Below are 23637 nucleotides of genomic sequence, written 5' to 3' on the forward strand. Positions count from 1 at the left end.
GGGATTTATATTTTTTAAAGCGAAAGTGAAGTGTAATGCAACGTAATTGTTCTAACTAGTAAGTCAATGAAAAGGAGATAAAAAAAATAACTGATAAGAAAAACTTATCGTATTTGATAACTTTCTTATTATTTACTTATCACAATCCTTGTATTAAAATTATAGATGGTAAATAGATAATAGAGAGATCAAATTGTTCGACTATTTTTCTATTTTTGGTATATGATTACAATGAGGGGGTAATACATATGGCAAAAGATTTTTATAATGCCCGCCAATCGTTTGAAGTTGGTGGAAAGCGTTATCACTACTATCAATTAGCAGCTTTAGAAAAGAAGGGAATCGGTACGATTTCAAAATTGCCGTATTCTATCAAAGTGTTACTAGAATCTGTTTTACGACAAATGGATGATTTTGTTATTAAACAAGAACATGTAGAAAACCTCGCAAAATGGGGAACTGACGAGGTAAAGGAAATTGATGTACCATTTAAACCTTCGAGGGTAATCCTCCAAGACTTTACAGGAGTTCCTGCAGTAGTGGACCTTGCTTCCTTGAGAAAAGCAATGGCTGACTTAGGCGGAGATCCTAGTAAAATTAATCCGGAGAAACCAGTAGATTTAGTTATTGACCATAGTGTTCAGGTTGATAAATATGGAACTCCTGATGCATTAAAAGCAAATATGGAATTAGAGTTTGAAAGAAATGCGGAAAGATATCAATTCCTAAGCTGGGCGCAAAAAGCATTTGATAACTATCGTGCTGTACCACCAGCAACAGGTATCGTTCACCAAGTGAATTTAGAATATTTAGCAAATGTAGTTCATGTAAATGAAACAGCAGACGGCGAATATGAAACATTCCCAGACACACTTGTTGGAACAGATTCTCATACGACAATGATCAACGGAATCGGTGTTCTTGGTTGGGGTGTTGGCGGTATTGAAGCAGAAGCAGGTATGTTAGGACAACCTTCTTATTTTCCAGTACCAGAAGTAGTTGGCGTTAAACTTGTTGGTGAAATGCCAAATGGTTCAACAGCAACTGACCTTGCATTAAAAGTAACGCAAGTGCTTCGGGCAAAAGGGGTAGTAGGAAAGTTTGTTGAGTTCTACGGACCTGGTGTGACTCAATTACCACTTGCAGACCGTGCGACAATTGCCAATATGGCACCAGAATATGGGGCAACATGCGGATTCTTCCCAGTTGATAAAGAATCTTTAGCTTATATGCGCCTAACTGGACGTTCAGAAGAGCAAATTAATGTCGTGGAAGCTTATTGCAAAGAAAATGGATTATTCTTCGATCCAACGTTAGAGCCTGTTTATACAGAAGTTGTTGAAATTAATCTAGCAGAAATTGAGCCAAATCTATCTGGTCCAAAAAGACCACAGGATTTGATTCCACTTTCTAAATTAAAAGAAGTTTTCAATAAATCAGTAACTGCTCCAGAAGGAAACCAAGGTTTTGGATTAAAAGCAGACGAATTTGACAAAGAAGTAGTAGTTGATTTTGCAAATGGAGATTCTACTACGATGAAAACTGGTTCTGTTGCAATTGCTGCAATTACAAGCTGTACGAATACATCTAATCCATACGTATTAGTCGGTGCGGGATTAGTTGCAAAAAAAGCAGTAGAAAAAGGAATGGAAGTACCTAAATTTGTTAAAACATCCTTAGCGCCTGGTTCTAAAGTAGTTACAGGTTATTTAAGAGATTCAGGACTTCTACCATATTTAGAACAAATTGGATTTAACCTAGTAGGATATGGCTGTACAACATGTATCGGTAACTCTGGTCCACTAAGAGATGAAATCGAGAAAGCTATTTCTGATTCCGATTTACTTGTAACAAGTGTGTTATCAGGCAACCGTAACTTTGAAGGGCGTATCCATCCGCTAGTAAAAGCAAACTATTTAGCATCACCGCCATTAGTTGTTGCTTATGCACTTGCTGGAACAGTAGATATTGATTTGCAAAAAGAGCCAATTGGTAAAGATAAAGATGGCAACGATGTTTTCTTTAAGGATATTTGGCCATCTACTGAGGAAGTAAATGAATTAGTTCATCGCACGGTAACACCAGAGCTATTTAATAAAGAATATGAAAGAGTATTTGATGATAACGAGCGTTGGAATGAGATTCAAACAAGCAGCGATTCTTTATATACCTTTGATGATACTTCTACTTATATTCAAAATCCGCCATTCTTTGAAGGATTAAAACCAGATCCTGAGCAAGTACTGCCATTAAAAGGCTTAAGAGTTGTAGGGAAGTTTGGTGATTCTGTCACAACTGACCATATTTCTCCTGCTGGTGCAATCGGCGTTAATACGCCAGCTGGTAAGTACTTAAAAGATAATGGAGTACAACCACGTGATTTCAACTCATATGGCTCTCGTCGTGGTAACCATGAAGTAATGATGAGAGGAACCTTTGCGAATATCCGTATTCGTAACCAAATTGCTCCAGGTACAGAAGGTGGATTCGCTACTTACTGGCCAACTGGAGAAGTTACCTCCATCTATGATGCTTGTATGAAGTATAAAGAAGAAGGAACTGGCTTAATGGTTATTGCGGGCAAAGATTACGGAATGGGTTCATCTCGTGACTGGGCGGCAAAAGGAACAAACCTTTTAGGTATTAAGACAGTTATTGCAGAAAGCTTTGAAAGAATTCACCGTTCTAATCTCGTGTTAATGGGTGTGCTTCCATTACAGTTTAAAGATGGTGAAAATGCTGAAACTTTAGGTTTAACTGGGAAAGAAACATTTAATGTTTATGTTGACGAAACAGTTAAACCACGTGATTACCTAGAAGTAACAGCAACTACAGAAGATGGTAAGAAAATTATATTTGAAGTGTTAGTACGCTTTGATTCTGAAGTAGAAATTGATTACTATCGTCATGGTGGTATCCTACCAATGGTATTGCGTGATAAGTTAAAAAATTAATAGATTAAGAGAAGCTCTCTCTATTTAAAGTTGATAATTTTTCTTTCTTTTTGGTACATTAATTTGTCTAGAAGTTAGAGGAAGAGCCACTTTAAAAGAGGGAGTTTTTTTCAACTGTTATAGGAATAAAGATTCTAATTGTAACAAACAAACAAGTGGTTTTAAGTGTAATTATCTATCAAAGGAGAAATATTATATTATGAAAATAATCCCCGAGCTTATTAGGGTAAGGAATCTACATTATATAATAAGATGTGCAGAAGAAACGGATGCAGAGCAACTTGTACAAATTAGGCTACAAATTGATAGAGAAACTACCTTTTTGGATCGTGAACCTGGAGAGGGGATGCTAACTCCATCAGATTTTAAGCATTTAATTCGTACAGATTCAGAAGAATCAAATCGTTTGTTTTTACTAGCTGAAACCGAAAATGGTACTATTATTGCTTTCTCACGATGTGAAGGTTCAAATTTGCAACGTCTAAAGCATAAGGTCGAATTTGGAATTTGTGTATTAAAGGATTATTGGGGCTTTAAAATCGGCCCGAAATTATTGGAAACGTCTATTAAATGGGCATCTGCAAATAAACTCACTAAGATGACTCTATCTGTAATAGAAACAAATGAGAAAGCAATCAACATATATAAGCGATATAACTTTGAAATAGAAGGGATATTAAAAAAAGATAAACGGCTTGAAAACGGAGAATACTATTCTACCATTATAATGTCACGATTCTTATCTGATTATAAATAGGCAGCGCGATATATTAGTAAATGTGAATGAACTTTGTTACTATATATATGTTAGAAAATAAAGGAGTGATGAAAATGACATTAACATTTGGGAAATTAGTAGAAGAAGCGAGAAAGAATGTACCTGGTATTTCATCTGTTGAAGCAAAACAAAAAATAGAAGAAAACCCAAACACTTACATAATTGATGTTCAAGATGCAACTGATGCTGGGGCATGTGGCTTAATTCCTAGCTCTGTAAATATTTCTTTAGGTATGCTTCCGATTCGGGCTGATTTGGAATTACCCGAGGAGCTAAGAGATCCAGAATTAGCGGATCGTAATCGTTCAGTTATTGTTACATGTGGACTTGGTGGACAAGCATCACTTGGTGCCTACTTACTAAAACAAATGGGCTTTACAGATGTAGCATTTATCGAAGGCGGAACTACTGCATGGAAAAAAGAGGGCTTTGAAACAGTTTAATTATAATCTTTGTATCAAAAAAATGCCGAAACTATAAAAGTTAACGGCATTTTTTTGATGGGAGAACACGCTAATAACCTAGTTGTTTATCCACGACATTGATTAAATCTTTTCCTTCTTTAAAACGTTGAATGTTTTCTAAAAAAACTTCCATATAACGATCTAATGTGTTCGGTGAGAAAAACGCATTATGTGGAGAAATTATCACATTATCTAGTTCCCATATGGGGTGTTCCCGGGGTAAAGGCTCTACTTCAAATACATCGAGTGCAGCACCGGCAATTTTTTGCTCCTTTAATAGATAAATAAGTTCTTTTTCTACAATCGTATTGCCTCTCCCTATATTAATTAGAAAACTCGTTCGTTTCATTTTTAGTAGTTTTTCTTGATTAATAAGATGATATGTATCAGGAGTTGAAGGCAGAGCCAGTATTAAAAAGTCAGATTCGGCTATTACGTCATCTAATTGATCAAGACCAACTATTTTATCTGCCAGGTCCTCTTTTGATAGAAAAGAGGGTCTTTTTTTACAACCAATTACACGCATATCTAATGCTTTAGCACGTTTAGCAATTTGCTTACCGATTTCACCGTATCCGATAATTCCAACAGTGGCACCAGCTAAGTCAGTAATTGGAGTGGGTGCCCAACTGTTATTGAGCTGGTTTCGGACCATAAAAGGGATGCCTCTTGCTAATCCAGCCATCATTGCAATTGTATGTTCTGCGATAGGAATAGAGGTGCATCCCTTTGTATTAGTAATAATGATATCGCTCCTTCTCACTTCCTCTGTCAATAGAGCGTCAAGCCCAACACTTAATGATTGAACCCATTTAATCTGAGACGCTTGTTGTAAAATCGATAAGGAGTCGGTTAAGCCTAAAGTTAACACGATATTACAGTCCTTAATATCTTGCGTTATTGGTGGTTCAGGATCACCATATTGCCAAGGATCCATAATAAATTCTGCGCCTAATGCTGTCATTTTATCTAAATACTTTTGTGGTATACTTCTTCTGATGTAGATTATAGGATTATCCACTTCACTAGGCATTAATTCACTTCCTCGATAACTTGAATACTATTTACGTGGTCATAATAGGTATCAGCCAGTCGCTTGATCGCTTCATGGATAATATCTTCTTTACAGAAAGTAAAACAAAGACGCATGTGATGAAATCCTTCATTTTCTAAAAAGAAATGTTTACCAGCTATATAAGAAACACCAGCAATCATTGCAGCATCTAGGAACTCGCTCGTATCAATATGGGTTGGGAAAGTAAGCCATAGAAAGAAACCTCCATTTGGTTCATGAAAGGAAACTTCTTCACCAAAGTACTGTTTGATTGCTGAAACCATCGCATTCTTCCGAGGAAGATAAATACTATTCAGATAGCTGATTTGTTCGTCCATGTCCATTTGTTTTAGTAAATTTTTAGTGACTTCTTGAACATATACACTGGTTAAACCATCGACTTTTAAAATTTTCATTTTTTCGATAATTTGCGGCAAGCCAATGGCCCACCCTAGTCGCAATCCGGGTGCAATGATTTTTGAAAAAGTGCTTAAGTAAACAACTCTTTCCGGTCCAAACGAATAAATTGCTGGAGAAAATGTCCCATCAAAAGAAAGCTCTACATAGGCATCATCTTCAATGATAAAGAAATTATATTCATATGCCAATTCTGCAAGACGCCTTTTTCTAGCAAGAGATAAATTTACACCACCAGGGTTTTGATAATTTGGTATGACGTACATTAACTTAGGTAATGGAAGACCTTTATTGACTCTTGTGATTAACTCTTGTTCAACTAAATCAACTCTGAGCCCATCTTCATCGATCGGAAAAGACACTAACTTCGTTTCTGCTAAACGAAATGTTTTTAATGCGCCAAAAAAGGTCGGTGCTTCAACCCAAATCTCATCACCAGGATCGGTAAGCGTTCTTGTAATTAAGTCAATAGCTTGAGAGCTTCCAGCAGTAACCATTATTTTTTCTTCGCTTGCAATAATTTCGCGAAGCTTAGATCTTTCTTTTATCCAATTGACGATATTTTTAGGACCAGAACCACCACTATAAGCTAAAGCTTGTCTACCTTGTGTCTTCATTGCTGCTTCAGTAGCCACCGTCATTTTATCCACCGGAAGAGATTCCGGGGCTGGAAAGCCGAAGGATAGAGGGATTAGATTATCGTTATTTCCAGCAAAGGCAGAGCCGATAACCTCGGTTTCAGGGAATCTTTTACTAAATGAAAATGGCTTTAATAAATGCATGTTTATCACCGTCCACGAATTATTTGAAATAAACTTAACTTCTGAACAGAAGTTAGGCGAGTTTGCCTCTTGAATAATCCACTTGCACACCCTTTCTTAAATAAGTAATTTTAATTAATATAAGCTATTTGTTTCGTGTTGGGAAATATTAAATACCTTTAAAAATAGAAGAAAACAAGAGATTAAAAGTAGAAAACAGCTTAAATTAACGAAAATTCGGAATTTTGTTAATATAAACTATATTTTAATTGGTGGATTATTGTTAGAAAAGGTGCTTTATCTTACAATCTTATAATTAGACAAAATTCTACTCGATTAATATAGCAAATGATGTCAAAAAAAGGAATAATTAAGAAAAAAATGATGAAAACGCTACCTAATAAAATTTTTAAAAAATTATAAAAAAACATTGTTTTACGAGAAAATATTCCTTATAATGAAATCAAGTTAGATAATAGAACATGAATTGTGAGGTAAGTTAACATGACTGAAATTACATTAGAGAAAATTGAAAGTATTGTTAAGGAAAAAAGTGTAGAGTTATTACATCTACAATTTGTGGACATTGAGGGGATTTTAAAAAATATTACGATAACTGCACAACAATTAGATGATGCTGTAGAAGGAAAAATCATGATTGATGGTTCATCCATTAAAGGATTTTCTCCAATTAACAAATCAGATTCATATTTATTACCAGATTTGAACACATTTACTGTTTTACCTTGGACAGAAACAGAAGGATATTCAGAAGCTCGTTTCCTTTGCTCTGTAACCAATCCAGATGGATCTTTATTTGAAGGGGATACTCGTAACGTTCTTAAGAAAACAGTTGAACGTGCTGCTGAAAAAGGATATAGCATTTCAGTTGGACCTGAATTAGAATTTTTCTTATTCAATACAGACGAAAATGGATATCCAACATCTGAATTAAGTGATAAAGGTGGCTATTTTGAGCCATCGCCAAAAGATTTAGGCGAAAAAGTACGTATTGAAATTTTCAAAACGCTAAGAGCAATGGGCTTCACAATTGAAGCACTACACCATGAAGTAGCAGAAGGACAGCATGAAATTAATTTCAAGTATGCTGATGCGTTAACAGCTGCTGACTTAGCAACAACATATAAATGGGTTGTTAAAACTATCGCTTCTCAATATGGTTTACATGCAACATTTATGCCGAAGCCAGTATTCGGAATTAACGGTTCTGGAATGCATGTTAATATGTCATTTTTCCAAGATGGAGAAAACAGCTTCTATGATGCAAATGACGATTTAGAACTTTCTGAAACAGCATATTCCTTCATTGCTGGTGTATTAAAAAATGTTAAAAATTTCGTAGCTGTAACCAACCCACTAGTAAACTCATATAAACGTTTAGTACCAGGATACGAAGCACCTTGCTACTTAGCATGGTCTGCCTCTAACCGTTCAGCTTTAATCCGTATTCCAGCAAAACGCGGAATGGCTACTCGTGTGGAACTTCGTTGTCCAGATCCATCATCAAACCCATATCTAACTTTTGCTGTAATCGCTGCTGCAGGATTAGACGGAGTGGAAAAAGGACTGAAAGCACCAGCACCAATTAATGAAGATATCTTCCATATGACAGAGGATCGTCGTGAAGAACTTGGAATTGATAGCTTGCCTGGTGGATTAGATGCTGCAATCGCAGAACTTGAAGCGGGTGAAATCGGTCTAAAAACACTTGGAGAGCACGTATACAGTGAATATGTAGCTGCTAAAAAAGAAGAGTGGGATAACTATCGTACTACTATTCATGCTTGGGAAATCGAAAACTATCAATATAAGTTTTAATATACTAGTTAAATAGAATGGGATCCTTTTGAAACTGCAAATAAACGCCTATAAGGCTTTGTTTGCAGTTTTATTTTATCTTTACAATTAATTATTTTGATGAAATATGTTAGGTATAGTATTTACTTGCCAATAACAATAATTCTTATAGGTAAAACTCATATTAGGGTAGTAAATACCTTCTTTTTTATGTTCTATTCTTTAAATTCTGGTAAGTTATGATAAAATAAAGAAGGATGTATGAATATAACAAATACGTCATCAGATTATCGTTATAAGGAGATTTGCTAAATGGAAAAAGTGTTGATATTTGGTCATAAAAATCCGGATACGGATACTATTTGTTCTGCCATTGCATATGCAGAATTAAAAAAAGCGCTTGGAGTAGAAGCAGAAGCAGTTCGTCTTGGTGACGTTAGCGGAGAAACAAAGTTTGCTTTAGATCATTTTAAAACAGATGCTCCACGTTTTATTGAAAAAGCAGGAACAGAAACAAAATCAGTTATTTTAGTTGACCATAATGAATTCCAACAAAGTGTGGAAGATATTAAAAATGTAACTATCTTGGAAGTAATTGATCACCATCGTATTGCAAATTTTGAAACAAGTGATCCTTTATACTATCGTGCAGAGCCAGTAGGTTGTACAGCTACTATTTTAAATAAAATGTATAAAGAAAATAATGTAGAAATTAAGAAAGAAGTAGCTGGATTAATGCTATCAGCAATTATTTCTGATTCTTTATTATTTAAATCTCCAACTTGCACAGATCAAGATGTACAAGCTGCAAAAGAACTAGCAGAAATTGCTGGTGTAAATGCAGAAGAATACGGTTTAGAAATGCTTAAAGCTGGCGCTGATTTAAGTGATAAAACAGTGGAGCAATTATTAAGTATTGATGCAAAAGAATTTTCTATGGGTACATACAAAGTAGAAATCGCACAAGTTAATGCAGTTGATACAAATGATGTTATTTCTAAGCAAACTGAATTAGAGACGTCTATTCAAGCAATCATCGATAAAAAAGGCTTAGATCTATTCCTTCTTGTAGTAACAGATATTTTAAATAATGATTCTGTTGGTGTAGCGTTAGGTAATAAATCAGAAGCTGTTGCTAAAGCATTTAAAGTTGATTTAGAAAATAACACAGCATTGTTAAAAGGTGTAGTTTCACGTAAAAAACAAATCGTCCCAGTTTTGACAGAAGCTTTCGAAGCACTATAATATTGATAAATTCGTGTTGTTAGAATTACGTTTTTAACAGTCCTTATTCTTAGAATAAGGACTCAGGCTGTCGAGAAAGTCTCGACAGCTTTTTTTACAATTCCGATATACAACATATAGTGTTTTAATAATACCTTATATTCCATATGTTGTGGTAAAAATCAATTAAAACATCAAAAACCCCCTTTTTCAAAATCATACTTTTAAAAATAGGGGGTTTTTCTACAATCTGGAGGATGGGACATAACTAAATAGATACTCTGTAAAGACGAACAATTTCTAATATAGCTAGTAAATAGCGGCTGCTTTCGCATACTTTTTACAAGAGGAAATATAATTAGTTGGAAAAACAGAGCAGCCGGAATACACGAAGACTCCTATGGGATTAGCGAGACAGTCTGAGACCCTGCAGGCCACAGGCCGAAGCGGCTCAGCGCGAGCCCCATGGAAAGCGAAGTGTATTCCGGCTGCGGGGAATCGCACCAAACTTCATGGAAACATCCTTTGAAAAACAAATAAAAGCCCGAACAATTATACGGAACATTCATTAGCATCTTCGTATAATTGTTCGGAATTATCCTTGGCTGGAATACTTATGTCCCAGCCTCGTTTTTATTGGAGGATAAAAATAAAAAATGAAATTTGTTTGAACCAAATTAACAAATAATTTTACGCAACCAACATAATAAAATAAAACTAATTGGATAATCTATAAAAAAGATTTTTTAAGAAGGCCGTTTTCTAAAGGTTTGTTGTTTTTCAATAGAAAAAAAAGAATTAGTTGGAAAAAATGGAGCAGCCGGAATACACGAAGTCGCCACGGGGATTAGCGAGACAGTCTGAGACCCCGGAGGCGAAGCTGAGGAGGCTTAAGCTTAGCCCCACGGAAAGCGAAGTGTATTCCGGCTGCGGGTAATCGCAACAAACTTTACGAAAACAACCTTTAAGAAAAAGTAATCTTACAATAAGTGAATGAAAAAAAGATGAACAAAGGAGGATTTTATGAACCAAAAAATTGTTTCTATTGCTTTTGTGCTGCTAGCCATTTTTTTTCTTACCCATACAAAAGTTGTCCAAGCGGCAACTGGATTGAATATAGGGGATACAGCTCCTAATTTTACACTAAAGGATTTAAGTGGTAAAAAGGTCCAGTTATCTGATTTCAAAGGTAAATCTGTCATGATTAATTTTTGGGCAACTTGGTGCCCTCCATGTAAAAAAGAGATGCTTGATATAGAAACATTTTCTAAAGAGTACAAAGATCAATGGGTTGTTCTTGCTGTTAATGTTGATGGGGGAAATGAAGAAGGTGTTAGACAATTTATCCAAGAGAGAAAGCTCACCTTTCCTGTAATAATGGATGAAAAAGATGTGGTGGCTAATCAATATCATATACTTAGTATTCCAACAACGTACTTTCTTAATAAGGATGGTGTCATCATTAATAAGGCGTATACTATGTTAACATTTGAGCAAATGAGAGAATTGGCACAAAGTAAAAAAGAATAAAAAATGAAAAAGAATATGTAAGCGCTTTACAAAAAGATTCTAATGTACTATAATTACAAATGTAGTAATAAGGAGTGCACGCCTTGTTTAATTATCTGAAAACAAAAACTTTTCTAATAGATTAAAAAATTATTTATTTTTATTGTAATAATTATCAAACTTTTTGGGAAATATGTTAGTACAAATTTATCTAAAGGAGAATGACCTATGAGAAAACCTCGCAAACGTTCATTTCAAGAATTAGTTTTAGAAAATAAAATGCAATTATTAAAGGATAGAGAAGCAATCGAAAAAATTGAAGAACGGTTAGAAAGAAAGCATTTGAAAAAAGTACGTTAATAAGTAAAGCTAGAAATTACCATCAATTTTGCTTGTTCTTTTGTACAAACTATAAAAGAAGGAGTTGATTTAGATGAGTAATCATAAAAAAGACAGTAAACACTTTGTACCTAGCCATATTGGGACAAAATCTAGAAGCTTTGGTGGGAACAAAGGAAAACAAATGCAGGATAAATCAGGACAACATGCACAAGTAATTCAAACAAAAGGCGAATAATTTCTTCTGTTAAATAGGGCAGCAATAGCTTATCTTTTGTCAAGATGAGCTATTTCTGTCTTTTATTTTGTTGGAATAATAAAGCTTAATTAAGATAATTCCTATGAGTAAAGTAATAATCATTAACGAAAATAGAGGAATATGTTAGTATAAAAAAGGAATGCTAAATTAATTAAGAGAAGTGAATATATGAATACTGAAAAAATGAAAATAAATGTAAGACAACATGATATTTTATCCTTCGAAAAGGAATTTGCAGAGAATGGTTTTGTTAAGGACGAAAAACCGCTTTTAAATAAAATACAAGAGCTTAATGAAGCACAAAACCCAATTGAGATTTCTCAGTTATTAACGATTGCTGCTTTATCTCGTATGCACGGGAATCAAAAGGATACGATTGCTGTCGCTTGGTTAAATAAAGCAATTGAGCTAAACTCAGAAAATACAATGGCACTTAAATACCTTTCGCAATATGATTGGAAGAATTTTAGCAGTTTATTGGAACAACTTGTATTTCCTAATATTCGGGAAACCGATAATCGAACAGCAAAAAGAAAAATCGCTGAGCAATATATTAATAATTGCCGTACCTTTTTAGAACAAATCGAAGAGGAAGTAGCACATATTAAAAATCAGAAAAAAAATGCTGCTTTGTATGAGAATAAACCGGCTGTTGCTAAGTATGAAGAAATGGAAGAAACGTTAGGAGAGGTAATCGAGAAAACATCTGCATTACTGAAATCTGCAGAAGAATATGAGGAATCCATAAGTGGTGTTTTTCATACATCCATTTATTATGAAAGTGTAAAAAAATTAATTGAAGAACTTCAAGAACTAAAAAAAGAATGGACAAACCTATTTATTGAGGAAGAACAAGGTGATGCTGCTTCTCTTTCCTCATTAGAAGAACTGGAGCAAATGGTTGGCTTAGATACAGTTAAGAAAAGAGTACGAGATTTTTATCAGTTTTTAAGCTATCAAAAGTCTCGAAAAAAACTTGGCTTTATGATTCAAGACGAGTTAAGCTTAAATATGATCTTTACAGGGAATCCTGGTACTGGAAAAACAACATTAGCTCGGTTGATGGCAAAAATTTATCATGAACTTGGTGTGCTGCCTAGCGCAGAGGTAGTAGAAACCGATCGATCACAATTAATTGGCGGGTATATGGGACAAACAGAAGAAAATGTTCGTTCCGTTGTAAAACAAGCGGTTGGCGGTGTGTTATTTATCGATGAAGCCTATAGTTTAAAAAGAGAGGGTCAATCTGGCAATGATTATGGGCAAACAGCAATAGATACACTAGTTTCGTTAATGACAGGTTCAGAATTTGGCGGGAAATTTGCTGTTATTTTAGCAGGGTACCCTGAAGAAATGCGACAATTTTTAGACGGAAACCATGGTTTAAGAAGTCGCTTTCCTGCATCCAATATGATTCATTTACCAGATTATACTCCTAATGAATTATTAGCAATTGGGGAAAGAATAGTGTCTGCTAACGACTATGTTTTGACAGAGGATGGAAAAAGAGCGCTTTTAAAAAGAGTGGAGAAGGAACAAGTTGATGAAAGCTTCGGGAATGCCCGTGCTGTTCGAAATATTGTCCTTGATGCGATATTTAGTAAAGGTTCTCGTAAATCAAATGATCAGGAAATATTAAAGTATACGTTGTTACAAGAATCAGATTTTGTATGTGAAGAAGAAAACAATTCGATTGATCCAGCGAAAGAGCTTAATAATCTGATTGGTTTAGCAAAAGTAAAAGAAGAAATAAAGAAAATAATTGCTTTTGTAAAAGTTCAGCAGCTCAGACAAACAAAAGCGAAAAAGAATTTACCAATCCAATTACATGCTGTATTTACAGGTAATCCTGGAACAGGAAAAACAACCGTTGCAAAATTATATGCACAGTTTCTTAAAGATTGCGGAATTTTGAAAAGAGGTCACTTAGTAGTAACAAGCAGGGCGGATTTTGTTGCCGGCTATGTCGGGCAATCTGCTATTAAAACGAGAAAGAAAATAAGAGAAGCACTTGGTGGTGTACTATTTATTGATGAAGCTTATTCCTTATTGGGTACTAGCGGTCAGGATTTCGGCAAAGAAGTTATTGATACATTAGTAATGGAAATGACGAACCATAATGAGAACTTAGTTGTGATTCTTGCAGGATATCCAAATGAAACAAGCGCTCTGTTACAAAGTAATCCAGGGCTAACTTCAAGGTTTAAAAAGTTTATCCATTTCGATGATTATTCTCCAGCGGAATTAATTGAAATAATGAAAATGTATGCTGCGAATTATGATTATGCATTATCAGATGAAGCAATTACTATGCTTGAAGATCAACTTCCTACTGTTTCAACAGACGGAAATGGTCGATTTGCCACTAATATAATGGATGAGGCAGTACAATTACAGGCATTGCGACTTTCTGATCAATTGGAACAAGGGATAAATCCGGATGTATCAACAATTTCAGCAGACGATATTAAATATGTTTTAAATGGATATAGACGGAAATTCGAAGGATAGGTTGGTGAATGAATAGATGGATAACTACTTTATCTCAACAAGAGATATTGAATTATATTATGCGGACACAGATATGATGGGGGTCGTATATCATGCTAATTATCTAAAGTTTTTTGAGCGTGGAAGAACGGGGCTAATTGAAGATCTTGGCTATAGTTATTTAGAAATGGAGAATGAAGGATATTTCGCTCCCGTCTATGATGTGTATGCTGTATATAAAAAGCCATTACGATACGGTGATCAAGCAAAGGTTAAAACATGGGTAGAAACAAATGATGGTATAAAAACTGTTTACGGATACCAAATTATTAATCAGGATGAAGAAATTTGTGTGGAGGGAACTACCACTCATATTATAGTGTCGAAAGAAACTTTTAGACCAAAACCCTTTAAGAAGATTTTTCCGGCATGGTTTAATAAATATGAGGAAATTAAAAAGCAACCGACAGACAAGTAAGAAAGCAAAGGGAGGTTGCGAAAATGGCTTTTGGATTGAAGAAAAAAGAGCTGGCAGAGTGGAAAAGACAAATAGATAATGGAGAAATTGCTTTTTTAACTCATTATTGGTTGGATGATCGCTTCCCTGGTTGTAAGACGGTAACAAAAGTTGGTTGTGCCGATCTAGAAAAATTAAAAAACTGGGGAAAGAGGTATGGTTTAAAGGAAGAATGGATTCATTATCGAAAAGATGGCTATTCTCATTTTGATCTATTAGGTGATACGCAAAAGAAGATTTTAGAAGAAGAAGGAATCACACATCCTCTGCAATAGGATGTCAGCTTTAATAAAAAACAGCGGGATTGAAGAATTATGTTCTTCATTCCGCTGTTTTTTGTTTAGTAGAGTAATTCATTATTTTAAAAACTTACTGAGCATGACGATATTCAGGTTCATTTGCTACTTCATTGAAATCCGCAAATAAATCTTGATCGTCAAAATACCATAAATCTTTTTCCTCGATATAGTAATGAATACCGTTCTTTTCTGTCTCGACACCAACGTTTACAGGCTGTTCGTTTGAAATACCTAATGAAAATCCTTGTTGTACTGTACTGCATCCACCGTAGCGAGCAAAGAAACGAACGTAGTCACCATTCTTTAATAACATTTCATCTTTATACCATTCAGCAGCTTTATCGCTAATTACAATTTTCATTTTTAACACCTCTTATAAGTTTTGCTCCGATTTGGCAATGAAGCATGTATTTTTAAATTAAATACTATAGATTAATTATAAAGCAATGTAATCTAATTATCGAATAATTGAATTTTCACTTATTCAGCTTGTCCTTGCTTTAGCATGTGTTCCATTATCTCTGAATATATAGAAGGTCCATATTTATCGATTGCTGCTTGTGAATCAATTAGTGGATGCATTTTATAGTCTCTTTCTGCTTTACTTGAAACGAAGGTAGGATAAAAAGAAGGAGTATCCATAGTAATGCTGGTTGACTTTCCTTTTTTCTTCTTATTCACTGTAACAGTCATCATGCCGCCAAGATCTCGATACTCCTCGTCTTGTCCTGATAAAAAATTCCCTAGTGAATAGACTACTAAACCTTTTTGGCCGTTTTTTCCTTCTAACCATTCGAATGGCTGAAGAACATGTGGATGACTGCCAAAAATAATATGAACACCTTCATCTATTAAAAACTGTGCCAATTCTTTTTGTTCCTGAGAGGGAAAACGCTGATATTCATTACCCCAGTGAACGGCCATCACAATTACATCTGCTTCTTTCTTTGCTCGTTTTATTTCATTACTCATCCTTTTTTTATCGATTACATTTACAATATACTCACTTCCTTTTGGAATGGGAATCCCGTTTAAGCCATAAGTATAAGCTAAGTAAGCAACTTTAATTTCGTTTTTTTCTAAAATAACAATTTTATCTTGATCTTCCTTTGTTAAATACGTTCCAACATGGGGAAGACCTATTTTATTTAAGTACTCAATCGAAAGCTTTTGGGCATCTACTCCTCGATCCAATGCATGATTATTTGCGGTGGTGACAATATCAACACCCGCCTTTTTTAAACTAACAGCAATTTCATGAGGACCATTAAAAGTAGGGTATCCAGATAACCCAATCGATTCACCTGCAACTATTGTTTCTTGATTTGCCAACAACAAGTCTGGTTTTTTTAATTCACTCGTAATATTAGATAACATGTTATCAAAATTAAAGTGATCACCCACGCGAGCATCATTATAGACACGATCATGAATTAAAATGTCTCCAATGGCTGCAATTGTAATTTCTTTAGATTCTTCTTTTGATAAATCATAAGTGTCTCTCCCTGAAATAGGGCGAACCTCATTGAATGAAGAGGATGGATCAGATTTTCCAACATTCATAAGCATTAGTCCACTTATTCCAATGAGAACTAGCAAGAGTACTAAGAATAGTAGTAAATTTTTTTTCATAAGTAGCCTCTTTTGTTTCTGTATGTCTTTTTTATCACTTTCCATTAAATAGCATAACAAAAAAATAATAGTTTGTAATGCATTCAGGTGTATTTTTACATAATAGCGGTTTTTTGAAACTTTCGAATTAGTATTAATTAACCTTAACATAAATCGGAAAATGGAAGAAAATTGTAGTACCTTTATTAACTGTACTTTCGACATTCACTGTTCCAGCATATTTCTCAATCAGTTGTTTGCAAACATAAAGTCCCATGCCTGTTCCATTTTTTTTCGTCGTTTGTAAAGGAGTGAATAGATTACTTAACTGCGTTTTTGACATTCCACAACCACTGTCTTTTATCATTATAACTAAGCTTTCCTTACATACTGTTGTAGTAATCCTTACTTCCTTTTGTTTGGAAAGGGGATTAGTTTCTGTTGCTTCAAATGCGTTTTTTACAACATTTACAAAAACTTGTGTAAGATGTTGTCTATTTACAGTACATAACGCTTTATCTGCGCAAAAATCAGCTATTAAGTGTATATCCTTTAAATTTGCCTCACTTTTAAACACAGGATATAAATTCATAAGCAATTCATTAATAGACAATGGGGTAATTTCATTTGATTGTGATTTCGATAGAGTTAGAAAGTCAGTAATTAGATCGTTTGCACGCGTAAGTTCTCCGAGCGCAATATCCGTGTATTGATGAATAAGTTCTATATCATTTGTTTGTTTAATCAGTTGTAAAAAACCACTTACAGATGTTAGTGGATTACGTACTTCATGTGTAATACTACTAACCATTTTGGCGATATTTTCGCTGTATGTAGTAGAAAGAGACAAGGATTGTAAGCTATCCAATAGTGTTTTCATGGTTTCTGCTTGCTCCTGAAGTTTTTTTTCTACGAGCTTCCATTTATTTGCAAATTGTATAGTTGCTTGCTCGGATATTTTATTCGTTACACTTGAAGTGGTCATTTGCATTCGCCCCTTTTAGATTATAGTAAAAGGTATGACGAAATAAATCATTTTATGTCATAAAAATACTCTAGGAATACTTGCCAAATAAAAAAAGACCGAAATTGGTCTTTTTTTGCTTTTTATAGCCAGCTTACTTTTGGTTCGGTTTTATTAATGATTCGTTTAATATTTGCGCGGTGTCTATAAACGACAAAAATAGTGAGGATTGCAAGAATCAAGATTAATAATTTATCGTCCCAGAGTATCAGCGAATAAATTAAACCGGCAATTCCTGCAATCATGGAAGACAATGAAACATATTTGGATAAATAGAGTGTAATAAAGAAGATAGCTATTATGATAAGGAATAAAAGCGGTTCGTGTCCGAGTAGGATTCCTGCCGATGTAGCAACTGCTTTCCCGCCCTTAAAGCCAGCGAATACTGGATACATATGACCAATTACAGCAAAAACACCAATTACTAGAGGATTTATGTCTACATCGATATTCCAAATAAGCGTAACAATAAGAGGTAATACCGTAGCGATTGTCCCTTTAAGTATATCGGAAATTGTTACTGCGAAGCCTGCTTTTTTGCCAAGAACTCGGAATGTATTTGTTCCACCTAAATTTCCACTACCATGTTCACGGATATCTATATTATAGAAAGCTTTGCCTATAATTAGTCCAGAAGGAATTGAGCCAATTAAATAAGCTAGTATAATTAATAGTCCAATAATCAATTTCGTATTCTCCTTCACTTATGTATACTATTTGCTTTTATATTGTACCATGTAATTGCTAAATCTCATCATTTTTTCAAAAAATAATCCATATATTCTTCCTTTAATCGGTAAAGCTAATGAGATATAGAGATATAATAGCAAATTATAAATCGGAGAGAAAAGTGAATGGGGGTAAAAGATGAAACGAATAATCCTTATTTTATTTATTCTTTTTATCATTGTCTATAGTGCTACGATTTACTATCATTTAAAAAAATCTCTACCAAATGGAATGTCAATAGAAGGAGATATTCATCAAGTAGAGGATGTAGAGCTTTTGACAGATCTAACGTATAAAAATAAGCAAAATGAAAGAATAGTGAAACATGAAATAGTCGATTCTATGATAAAAGAGGTACAAAATGCGAATAAATTTATTGTAATCGATATGTTTTTATTTAATAAAGACACAAATAAGGACCAAGAATATCCACGATTAGTTGAAAAATTTACAGAAGTTTTAATAAAGAAAAAACAAGAAATGCCCTCTATCGATATTGTATTTCTAACAGATAAAATAAATACCGTGTATGGTTCCTATAATTCAGAGGAATTTAATAAGTTAAAGGATGCCGGGGTAAAAGTGATCGAAACAGATGTCAAAGCTTTACGAGATTCTAATCCGCTCTATTCTGGTTTTTGGCGAATGTTTGGACAATGGGTAAAAACACGCGGTGATGGTCATCTACCAAATTTACTTGCTAACAGTGCTCCAAAGGTTACTACTTTATCGTATTTAGAATTATTAAATGTCAAAGCGAACCATCGAAAACTAGTAATTACCGAGAAATCAGCGATTGTATCGAGTGGAAATATTCATAATGCTAGCGGATATCACTCAAATATTGCTTTTAAAGTACACGGAAATATTATTAACGATCTGCTTCAAAGTGAAGAAAGTACAGGCAGATTGAATGAAGCGCTAAATCTTCCTCGGATAAAAATGCAGGAAGAATCAAATGAAGAAGTTAAAATTCAAATATTAACGGAAGGAAAAATAGGCAGGCATGTGTTAAAAGAAATCAAGAATACAAAGAAAAGCGATTCGATTTGGATCGGGATGCTTTATTTAGCAGATCGAAAAGTAATGGATGAAATAAAAGCATCAGCTCAAAGAGAGGTAAATATTTATTTAGTATTAGACCCAAATCAAAATTCATTTGGAAATAAAAAAGCTGGATTTCCAAATATTCCAGTTGCGGCAGAGCTAAGAAAAGCGCAAGCAGAAAAATACATTCATATAAAATGGTACAACACTGGAAAAGAGCAGTTTCATCCGAAACTAATGTTGATAGAAAGAAAAAGCGAAAATACGATTGTTAATGGTTCAGCAAATCTTACTCGAAGAAATCTTTATGATTTTAACTTAGAAACAGATATTAAAATAATCGCTAGTAAAGACACAAAAGTAATGAAAGATACAAAAGCGTATTTTCAAAAATTGTGGACAAATGATGGTGCAGAATTTACTAAGGATGTAGATACAAAAAGCAATCTACCCTTATTTCGTTATATTATCTATCGTCTGCAAGGCTTTTTATGGTTTACGACCTATTAAATTCCACTCATAATTTTTTGTGGTTTTGAAATAATAGTAATATCTATTATAGGAGGGAACATCATGAAACAAAAAGAGATTTTAACTTCATCGGAGCTTGCGACACTATGGATGACTTATCAAGAAAAAACAATGTTTCTTCGTATGGTTGAATATTTTCATGCTGTTAATGAAGATAAGAAAGAACAAAATTTTTATGAAAGCCATTTAAATAGATTATCCAAAGAGATAAAGAAAATAGAAGCGATTTTGCAAGCAGAAGGAGCAGTTGTTCCAAACGGGTTTTCTGAACAAGATGTAAATAAACAGGCTCCACCTTTGTTTCAGCCGACATTCGCATTACAAATAATGCGAATATTAGCAGAAATTGGAATGGGGCTACATGCTATCCATTTGGCAAGATCTTATCGGAAAGATATTATCCGTTTATTCCAAGAATTATCTGCTACGACGCAGCATTGTTACGAGGAATGTACAGAACTATTAATTGAAAAAGGGGCATTCATTAAGCTGTCCTCCCCAAGTTTCGATGCCAGAGCAAGTGGATATGGTAGTAAATACTCAATATTTAAAAGGTACCAATATATTTGGCAATAAAAGAGTCTTAAATACAGTGGAAGTTTCCTTTCTTTATCAATCGATTGAAAGTAATAGTATTGGTCAACAATTAATTACTGGTTTTGCCCAAGTAACAAAAGATCCTGAGCTGAAAAAGTTCTTTACGCAAGGAAAAGAACTTTCGAAAAAGATTATTACGAAGCTTTCCAAGAAATTGATGGATGATGATATTCAAATACCGCTAGCTTGGGTAGGAAGTCCAACTGTTTCAACGATTGCTCCTTTTTCTGATAAATTAATGCTGTATTGTATTAGTTTATTCTGTAGTTTCGGACTTGGTAGTAACGCTATTGGAACAACATTTAGTTTGCGTAAAGACCTGTCAGCTACTTTAATTCCACTTATTACGAATATTTATGATTATGGTGTACAGGGAGCGGAACTAATGGCGAAAAAAGGATATACGGAAGAGCCGCCAGGAATGGAAAATCGCAAAAATATCATTAATAAAAAATAAAGATTTTCTTGTATAATATGTCCATTGCATTTTACTTATCAATAATTGGAAATAGTGCTATGATTACCTTATAGATGAACTTGTAAGGGAGATGCGCTATAGTGACTGGATTTTTTAGATCGGAAACAAATTTTACGAATAGATTAACAGAACTGTCTGAAATGAGTAAAAAATTTTCGGAAAGAGCGAAGGAAGTGGATGAAAATGCATCTTTTCCTTTTGAAAATATTAAAGAATTACAGGAATCTGGTTACACCAGTTTAACAATACCTAAAAAGTATGGCGGACAAGAACTGTCTTTATATGAATTAGTTAGGCTACAAGAAGTGATTGCTCAAGGGGATGGTTCAACTGCTTTATCGATTGGCTGGCATATGGGAGTTGTTCGAAATATTTATGAGGCAAACTGGGATAAGGATATGCTAAAAGAGGTGTATCAGCCATTGCTAAATGGTGCTTTAATAAATGGAGCTGCAACAGAACCACAAACAGGAAGTCCAACAAGAGGTGGAAAACCACAAACAATAGCAGAAAAGAAAGGCGAAAATTGGGTTATAAATGGACATAAATCTTTTACCACGATGTCACCAGTTTTAGATTATTTTCTCGTTACGGCATCCATTAAGGATACAGAGGATGTTGGGAATTTTCTTATTCCTAAAGAAAGAGATGGGATTCGCATTGAAAACACTTGGGATAGCATTGCTTTAAGAGGGACTGGTAGTAATGATGTATATTTTGAAGAAGTAGAAATTCCCGCTCGTTATTTTGTAGAAAAATTAGAAAAACGAAAAAAAGTCAATCCGTGGCTTTTGCACATTCCAGCATGCTATCTGGGAATTGCAGGTGCAGCACAAAAAGAAGCAGTCGCTTTTGCAAAAAATTATTCTCCTAATAGCATCAAAGGGACCATTAGTGACATTCCAAGCGTACGAACAAAAATTGGTGAAATCGAATTGAAAATGCAAACTGCCAAACACTTTTTATATTCCGTTAGTAAAAAATGGGATGAATCAGACAAGGAACAACAATTTCAATTACTCCCAGAATTAAGTGCTGTAAAATTAGTTGTAACGAATACAGCAATCGAAGTAGTAGATATTGCCATGCGCATCGTCGGCGCACGTAGTTTGTCCGCCAAAAGTCCACTGCAACGATACTATCGAGATGTGCGAGCTGGATTACATAACCCACCAATGGATGATATGACAATCGAACAACTTGCCGTTAAATCTTTAAATCAATTTTAATAAACATAATAAAAAATGATTGTTTTTAAAAGCAATCATGTATAATCGTAGTCAAATCACATGCTATAAAGAAAATGAGGGGTTTACTGCCCTTTTAGAGTTGGATAAATAGAGGCCATTTGACTACGATTTTTAATTTTTTTCGATATTATTATTTAATTAATCATTCATTCATTACTAGTTAATCCAAAATGATGAAAATGGATTAACTAGCCTTTTTCAAATTAGCTTTCATTCTATACTTTCTGTAAAGGCTTAGGAAATAAGTTTCTATTCGAAAAGCACCGTTTATGTATCTTTTTACCCCTAAGACTACTAGCTCTTCTAGTAAAATAAAAAATAGAATTGCATAAATAACAACTGCCATAGTAAATTTCCCTCCTTATCCCTCTCTTCCTTTTTTTCTTGCAATCCAAACAATGTATTATCATAAATAATATGAACATTTGTACTTTTAAGAACATAATTATAAGAAGAAAATAGCAATAAACAAAATAACACGAAACGATTGAAAAATTAACAGAAATAACGCATAATCATATTTTGAATAATTATTTTATTAAAAGGACTCTTCTTATATAATGAAGTGTTTTTACCCGTAGAGAGATATAAAATACCACTATAAAGGGAGATGGAAAATGAAAATAAGAGTTTCTGCCGTACAGTACAAGTTGGAAAACATTAAGTCCTTTGAAGAATTTGCAAAACAATGTGAGCATTACGTTCGAACAGCCCTTGAATTTGGCGCGGAATTTGTTTTATTTCCTGAATTTTTTACGACGCAGCTTTTATCCATGGGCGATGAAAATAACGCTTTAACAATAAATGAATTACCTGGATTTACTGAACAATATCAGGATTTGTTTAGATCATTTGCTGTTCAAACCGGCATGCATATTATCGGTGGAACTCATGTTATTCGCAGAGAAGATAAATTGTATAATGTAGCTCATCTGTTTTATCCAGATGGCAGAATAGAAGAACAGGCAAAGCTTCATATTACGCCTACAGAGGTTTATGAATGGAATATGGAAAAAGGTGATTCTTTCCGCATATTTGATACAGAAAAAGGAAAAGTCGCGATCCTCACATGTTATGACATTGAATTTCCAGAAATTGTTCGCATGGCAAAAGCAAAAGGAGCAGATGTTATTTTTTGTCCTTCTTGTACAGATGACCGCCATGGTTTTCATCGTGTCCGTTATACTTGTCATGCAAGAGCAATTGAAAACCAGGTTTATGTAGTTGTAACAGGAACAGTCGGTACACTAACAAACGTAGACTTTATGCGTGCAAATTTTGGGCAGGCAGCTGTTATTACGCCAAACGATATTCCATTTCCTCCACAAGGAATACTTGTCGAGGGTGAACTTAATAATGATATGGTTGTCACTGCAGACTTAGATCTTTCTTTATTATATGAAGTAAGAGAGAAAGGCTCTGTAACAACTTGGAGAGATAGAAGAACAGATCTATATCCTGATTGGAATTCGACTGTGGAAGGATGA

Annotated in this window: 23 protein-coding genes; 16 read left to right on the forward strand and 7 right to left on the reverse strand. The window is 34.3% G+C overall.

Translation table 11 applies throughout. The annotated features are described in order from the left end of the window. Positions 1-248 precede the first annotated feature (248 nt). The 3 genes from acnA to NST60_RS19000 all read left to right on the forward strand — a co-directional run bounded on the left by acnA (position 249) and on the right by NST60_RS19000 (position 4175). Entirely contained in the window at positions 249-2954 is a 2706-nt protein-coding gene (acnA, locus tag NST60_RS18990) for an aconitate hydratase AcnA (protein WP_341099969.1), read from the forward strand. A 199-nt stretch (positions 2955-3153) separates the two neighbouring features. After that, complete coding sequence (locus NST60_RS18995; RefSeq protein WP_169188555.1) at positions 3154-3711, forward strand: GNAT family N-acetyltransferase; 558 nt, start codon at positions 3154-3156, stop codon at positions 3709-3711. 74 nt (positions 3712-3785) lie between these two features. Beyond that, entirely contained in the window at positions 3786-4175 is a 390-nt protein-coding gene (locus NST60_RS19000) for a rhodanese-like domain-containing protein (protein ID WP_101731206.1), read from the forward strand. 70 nt (positions 4176-4245) lie between these two features. Here NST60_RS19000 and NST60_RS19005 read toward each other — a convergent pair whose 3' ends face one another. After that, entirely contained in the window at positions 4246-5229 is a 984-nt protein-coding gene (locus NST60_RS19005) for a D-2-hydroxyacid dehydrogenase (protein WP_016204823.1), read from the reverse strand. Beyond that, positions 5229-6449 (reverse strand): aminotransferase-like domain-containing protein, encoded by a 1221-nt coding sequence (locus NST60_RS19010; protein WP_169188556.1) that lies wholly within the window; start codon positions 6447-6449, stop codon positions 5229-5231. The genes NST60_RS19005 and NST60_RS19010 overlap by 1 nt, the downstream gene beginning before the upstream one ends. Positions 6450-6932: 483 nt before the next feature. Here NST60_RS19010 and glnA point away from each other — a divergent pair, with 483 nt between their 5' ends. The 8 genes from glnA (at position 6933) to NST60_RS19050 (ending at position 14859) form a co-directional block, all read left to right on the forward strand. After that, positions 6933-8267: a type I glutamate--ammonia ligase gene (gene glnA, locus NST60_RS19015; RefSeq protein WP_169188557.1), complete on the forward strand. Its 1335-nt coding sequence runs from the start codon at positions 6933-6935 to the stop codon at positions 8265-8267. Between the two features lie 291 nt (positions 8268-8558). After that, positions 8559-9491: a manganese-dependent inorganic pyrophosphatase gene (locus NST60_RS19020; protein WP_016204821.1), complete on the forward strand. Its 933-nt coding sequence runs from the start codon at positions 8559-8561 to the stop codon at positions 9489-9491. Between the two features lie 1002 nt (positions 9492-10493). Further along, the gene (locus tag NST60_RS19025; RefSeq protein WP_169188558.1) at positions 10494-11000 is read left to right on the forward strand and encodes a redoxin domain-containing protein; all 507 of its coding nucleotides are present in this window, start codon (positions 10494-10496) and stop codon (positions 10998-11000) included. 207 nt (positions 11001-11207) lie between these two features. Then, entirely contained in the window at positions 11208-11339 is a 132-nt protein-coding gene (locus NST60_RS19030) for an FbpB family small basic protein (protein WP_016205357.1), read from the forward strand. Positions 11340-11412: 73 nt separating this feature from the next. Continuing rightward, positions 11413-11556 carry an acid-soluble spore protein N gene (locus NST60_RS19035; RefSeq protein ID WP_341099972.1) on the forward strand — a complete coding sequence of 48 codons (144 nt, stop codon included), beginning with the start codon at positions 11413-11415 and terminating at the stop codon, positions 11554-11556. Positions 11557-11745: 189 nt separating this feature from the next. Continuing rightward, complete coding sequence (locus NST60_RS19040) at positions 11746-14088, forward strand: AAA family ATPase (RefSeq protein ID WP_169188559.1); 2343 nt, start codon at positions 11746-11748, stop codon at positions 14086-14088. Positions 14089-14104: 16 nt separating this feature from the next. Beyond that, positions 14105-14545: an acyl-CoA thioesterase gene (locus tag NST60_RS19045; RefSeq protein ID WP_101731200.1), complete on the forward strand. Its 441-nt coding sequence runs from the start codon at positions 14105-14107 to the stop codon at positions 14543-14545. Positions 14546-14568: 23 nt separating this feature from the next. Next, complete coding sequence (locus tag NST60_RS19050; protein ID WP_016205354.1) at positions 14569-14859, forward strand: hypothetical protein; 291 nt, start codon at positions 14569-14571, stop codon at positions 14857-14859. Between the two features lie 94 nt (positions 14860-14953). Here the strand turns inward: NST60_RS19050 and NST60_RS19055 are convergent, their stop codons facing one another. The 4 genes from NST60_RS19055 to plsY form a co-directional block, all read right to left on the reverse strand. Further along, the gene (locus NST60_RS19055) at positions 14954-15244 is read right to left on the reverse strand and encodes a HesB/YadR/YfhF family protein (protein ID WP_016205353.1); all 291 of its coding nucleotides are present in this window, start codon (positions 15242-15244) and stop codon (positions 14954-14956) included. A gap of 119 nt (positions 15245-15363) precedes the next feature. Then, positions 15364-16515 (reverse strand): CapA family protein, encoded by a 1152-nt coding sequence (locus NST60_RS19060; protein ID WP_101731199.1) that lies wholly within the window; start codon positions 16513-16515, stop codon positions 15364-15366. Positions 16516-16648: 133 nt separating this feature from the next. Beyond that, positions 16649-17479 carry a two-component system sensor histidine kinase NtrB gene (locus tag NST60_RS19065; RefSeq protein ID WP_328019509.1) on the reverse strand — a complete coding sequence of 277 codons (831 nt, stop codon included), beginning with the start codon at positions 17477-17479 and terminating at the stop codon, positions 16649-16651. Between the two features lie 122 nt (positions 17480-17601). Next, positions 17602-18204, reverse strand: coding sequence for a glycerol-3-phosphate 1-O-acyltransferase PlsY (gene plsY, locus NST60_RS19070; protein WP_328019511.1), 603 nt, complete (start codon positions 18202-18204; stop codon positions 17602-17604). A 181-nt stretch (positions 18205-18385) separates the two neighbouring features. Here plsY and NST60_RS19075 point away from each other — a divergent pair, with 181 nt between their 5' ends. The 4 genes from NST60_RS19075 (at position 18386) to NST60_RS19090 (ending at position 22129) form a co-directional block, all read left to right on the forward strand. After that, complete coding sequence (locus NST60_RS19075) at positions 18386-19804, forward strand: phospholipase D-like domain-containing protein (protein ID WP_328019513.1); 1419 nt, start codon at positions 18386-18388, stop codon at positions 19802-19804. Positions 19805-19867: 63 nt separating this feature from the next. Then, a complete protein-coding gene (locus NST60_RS19080; RefSeq protein ID WP_341099978.1) occupies positions 19868-20401 on the forward strand; it encodes a DUF3231 family protein in 534 nt (177 codons plus the stop codon). A gap of 16 nt (positions 20402-20417) precedes the next feature. Next, a complete protein-coding gene (locus NST60_RS19085; protein ID WP_341099979.1) occupies positions 20418-20879 on the forward strand; it encodes a DUF3231 family protein in 462 nt (153 codons plus the stop codon). 161 nt (positions 20880-21040) lie between these two features. Further along, positions 21041-22129: an acyl-CoA dehydrogenase family protein gene (locus NST60_RS19090; RefSeq protein ID WP_169189672.1), complete on the forward strand. Its 1089-nt coding sequence runs from the start codon at positions 21041-21043 to the stop codon at positions 22127-22129. A gap of 205 nt (positions 22130-22334) precedes the next feature. Here NST60_RS19090 and NST60_RS19095 read toward each other — a convergent pair whose 3' ends face one another. Continuing rightward, positions 22335-22496 carry a hypothetical protein gene (locus NST60_RS19095; protein WP_169188564.1) on the reverse strand — a complete coding sequence of 54 codons (162 nt, stop codon included), beginning with the start codon at positions 22494-22496 and terminating at the stop codon, positions 22335-22337. 271 nt (positions 22497-22767) lie between these two features. On the opposite strand from NST60_RS19095, the gene NST60_RS19100 reads away from it, so the two are divergent. After that, positions 22768-23637 carry a carbon-nitrogen hydrolase family protein gene (locus tag NST60_RS19100; RefSeq protein ID WP_328019516.1) on the forward strand — a complete coding sequence of 290 codons (870 nt, stop codon included), beginning with the start codon at positions 22768-22770 and terminating at the stop codon, positions 23635-23637.

This window comes from Niallia sp. FSL W8-1348, assembly GCF_038006745.1.
In the GTDB taxonomy this organism is placed as follows: domain Bacteria; phylum Bacillota; class Bacilli; order Bacillales; family Cytobacillaceae; genus Niallia; species Niallia alba.

What these genes read in the sequence shown, in the direction of transcription:
- NST60_RS19095 (WP_169188564.1), bottom strand. Translation starts at nt 22,496, where the DNA reads ATGGCAGTTGTTATTTATGCAATTCTATTTTTTATTTTACTAGAAGAG.
- NST60_RS19030 (WP_016205357.1), top strand. Translation starts at nt 11,208, where the DNA reads ATGAGAAAACCTCGCAAACGTTCATTTCAAGAATTAGTTTTAGAAAAT.
- NST60_RS19010 (WP_169188556.1), bottom strand. Translation starts at nt 6,449, where the DNA reads ATGCATTTATTAAAGCCATTTTCATTTAGTAAAAGATTCCCTGAAACC.
- NST60_RS19040 (WP_169188559.1), top strand. Translation starts at nt 11,746, where the DNA reads ATGAATACTGAAAAAATGAAAATAAATGTAAGACAACATGATATTTTA.
- NST60_RS19000 (WP_101731206.1), top strand. Translation starts at nt 3,786, where the DNA reads ATGACATTAACATTTGGGAAATTAGTAGAAGAAGCGAGAAAGAATGTA.
- NST60_RS19050 (WP_016205354.1), top strand. Translation starts at nt 14,569, where the DNA reads ATGGCTTTTGGATTGAAGAAAAAAGAGCTGGCAGAGTGGAAAAGACAA.
- NST60_RS19080 (WP_341099978.1), top strand. Translation starts at nt 19,868, where the DNA reads ATGAAACAAAAAGAGATTTTAACTTCATCGGAGCTTGCGACACTATGG.
- NST60_RS19075 (WP_328019513.1), top strand. Translation starts at nt 18,386, where the DNA reads ATGAAACGAATAATCCTTATTTTATTTATTCTTTTTATCATTGTCTAT.
- NST60_RS19005 (WP_016204823.1), bottom strand. Translation starts at nt 5,229, where the DNA reads ATGCCTAGTGAAGTGGATAATCCTATAATCTACATCAGAAGAAGTATA.
- NST60_RS19045 (WP_101731200.1), top strand. Translation starts at nt 14,105, where the DNA reads ATGGATAACTACTTTATCTCAACAAGAGATATTGAATTATATTATGCG.
- NST60_RS19035 (WP_341099972.1), top strand. Translation starts at nt 11,413, where the DNA reads ATGAGTAATCATAAAAAAGACAGTAAACACTTTGTACCTAGCCATATT.
- NST60_RS19020 (WP_016204821.1), top strand. Translation starts at nt 8,559, where the DNA reads ATGGAAAAAGTGTTGATATTTGGTCATAAAAATCCGGATACGGATACT.
- NST60_RS19065 (WP_328019509.1), bottom strand. Translation starts at nt 17,479, where the DNA reads ATGACCACTTCAAGTGTAACGAATAAAATATCCGAGCAAGCAACTATA.
- NST60_RS19090 (WP_169189672.1), top strand. Translation starts at nt 21,041, where the DNA reads ATGAGTAAAAAATTTTCGGAAAGAGCGAAGGAAGTGGATGAAAATGCA.
- NST60_RS19060 (WP_101731199.1), bottom strand. Translation starts at nt 16,515, where the DNA reads ATGAAAAAAAATTTACTACTATTCTTAGTACTCTTGCTAGTTCTCATT.
- NST60_RS18995 (WP_169188555.1), top strand. Translation starts at nt 3,154, where the DNA reads ATGAAAATAATCCCCGAGCTTATTAGGGTAAGGAATCTACATTATATA.
- NST60_RS19055 (WP_016205353.1), bottom strand. Translation starts at nt 15,244, where the DNA reads ATGAAAATTGTAATTAGCGATAAAGCTGCTGAATGGTATAAAGATGAA.
- glnA (WP_169188557.1), top strand. Translation starts at nt 6,933, where the DNA reads ATGACTGAAATTACATTAGAGAAAATTGAAAGTATTGTTAAGGAAAAA.
- NST60_RS19100 (WP_328019516.1), top strand. Translation starts at nt 22,768, where the DNA reads ATGAAAATAAGAGTTTCTGCCGTACAGTACAAGTTGGAAAACATTAAG.
- acnA (WP_341099969.1), top strand. Translation starts at nt 249, where the DNA reads ATGGCAAAAGATTTTTATAATGCCCGCCAATCGTTTGAAGTTGGTGGA.
- NST60_RS19025 (WP_169188558.1), top strand. Translation starts at nt 10,494, where the DNA reads ATGAACCAAAAAATTGTTTCTATTGCTTTTGTGCTGCTAGCCATTTTT.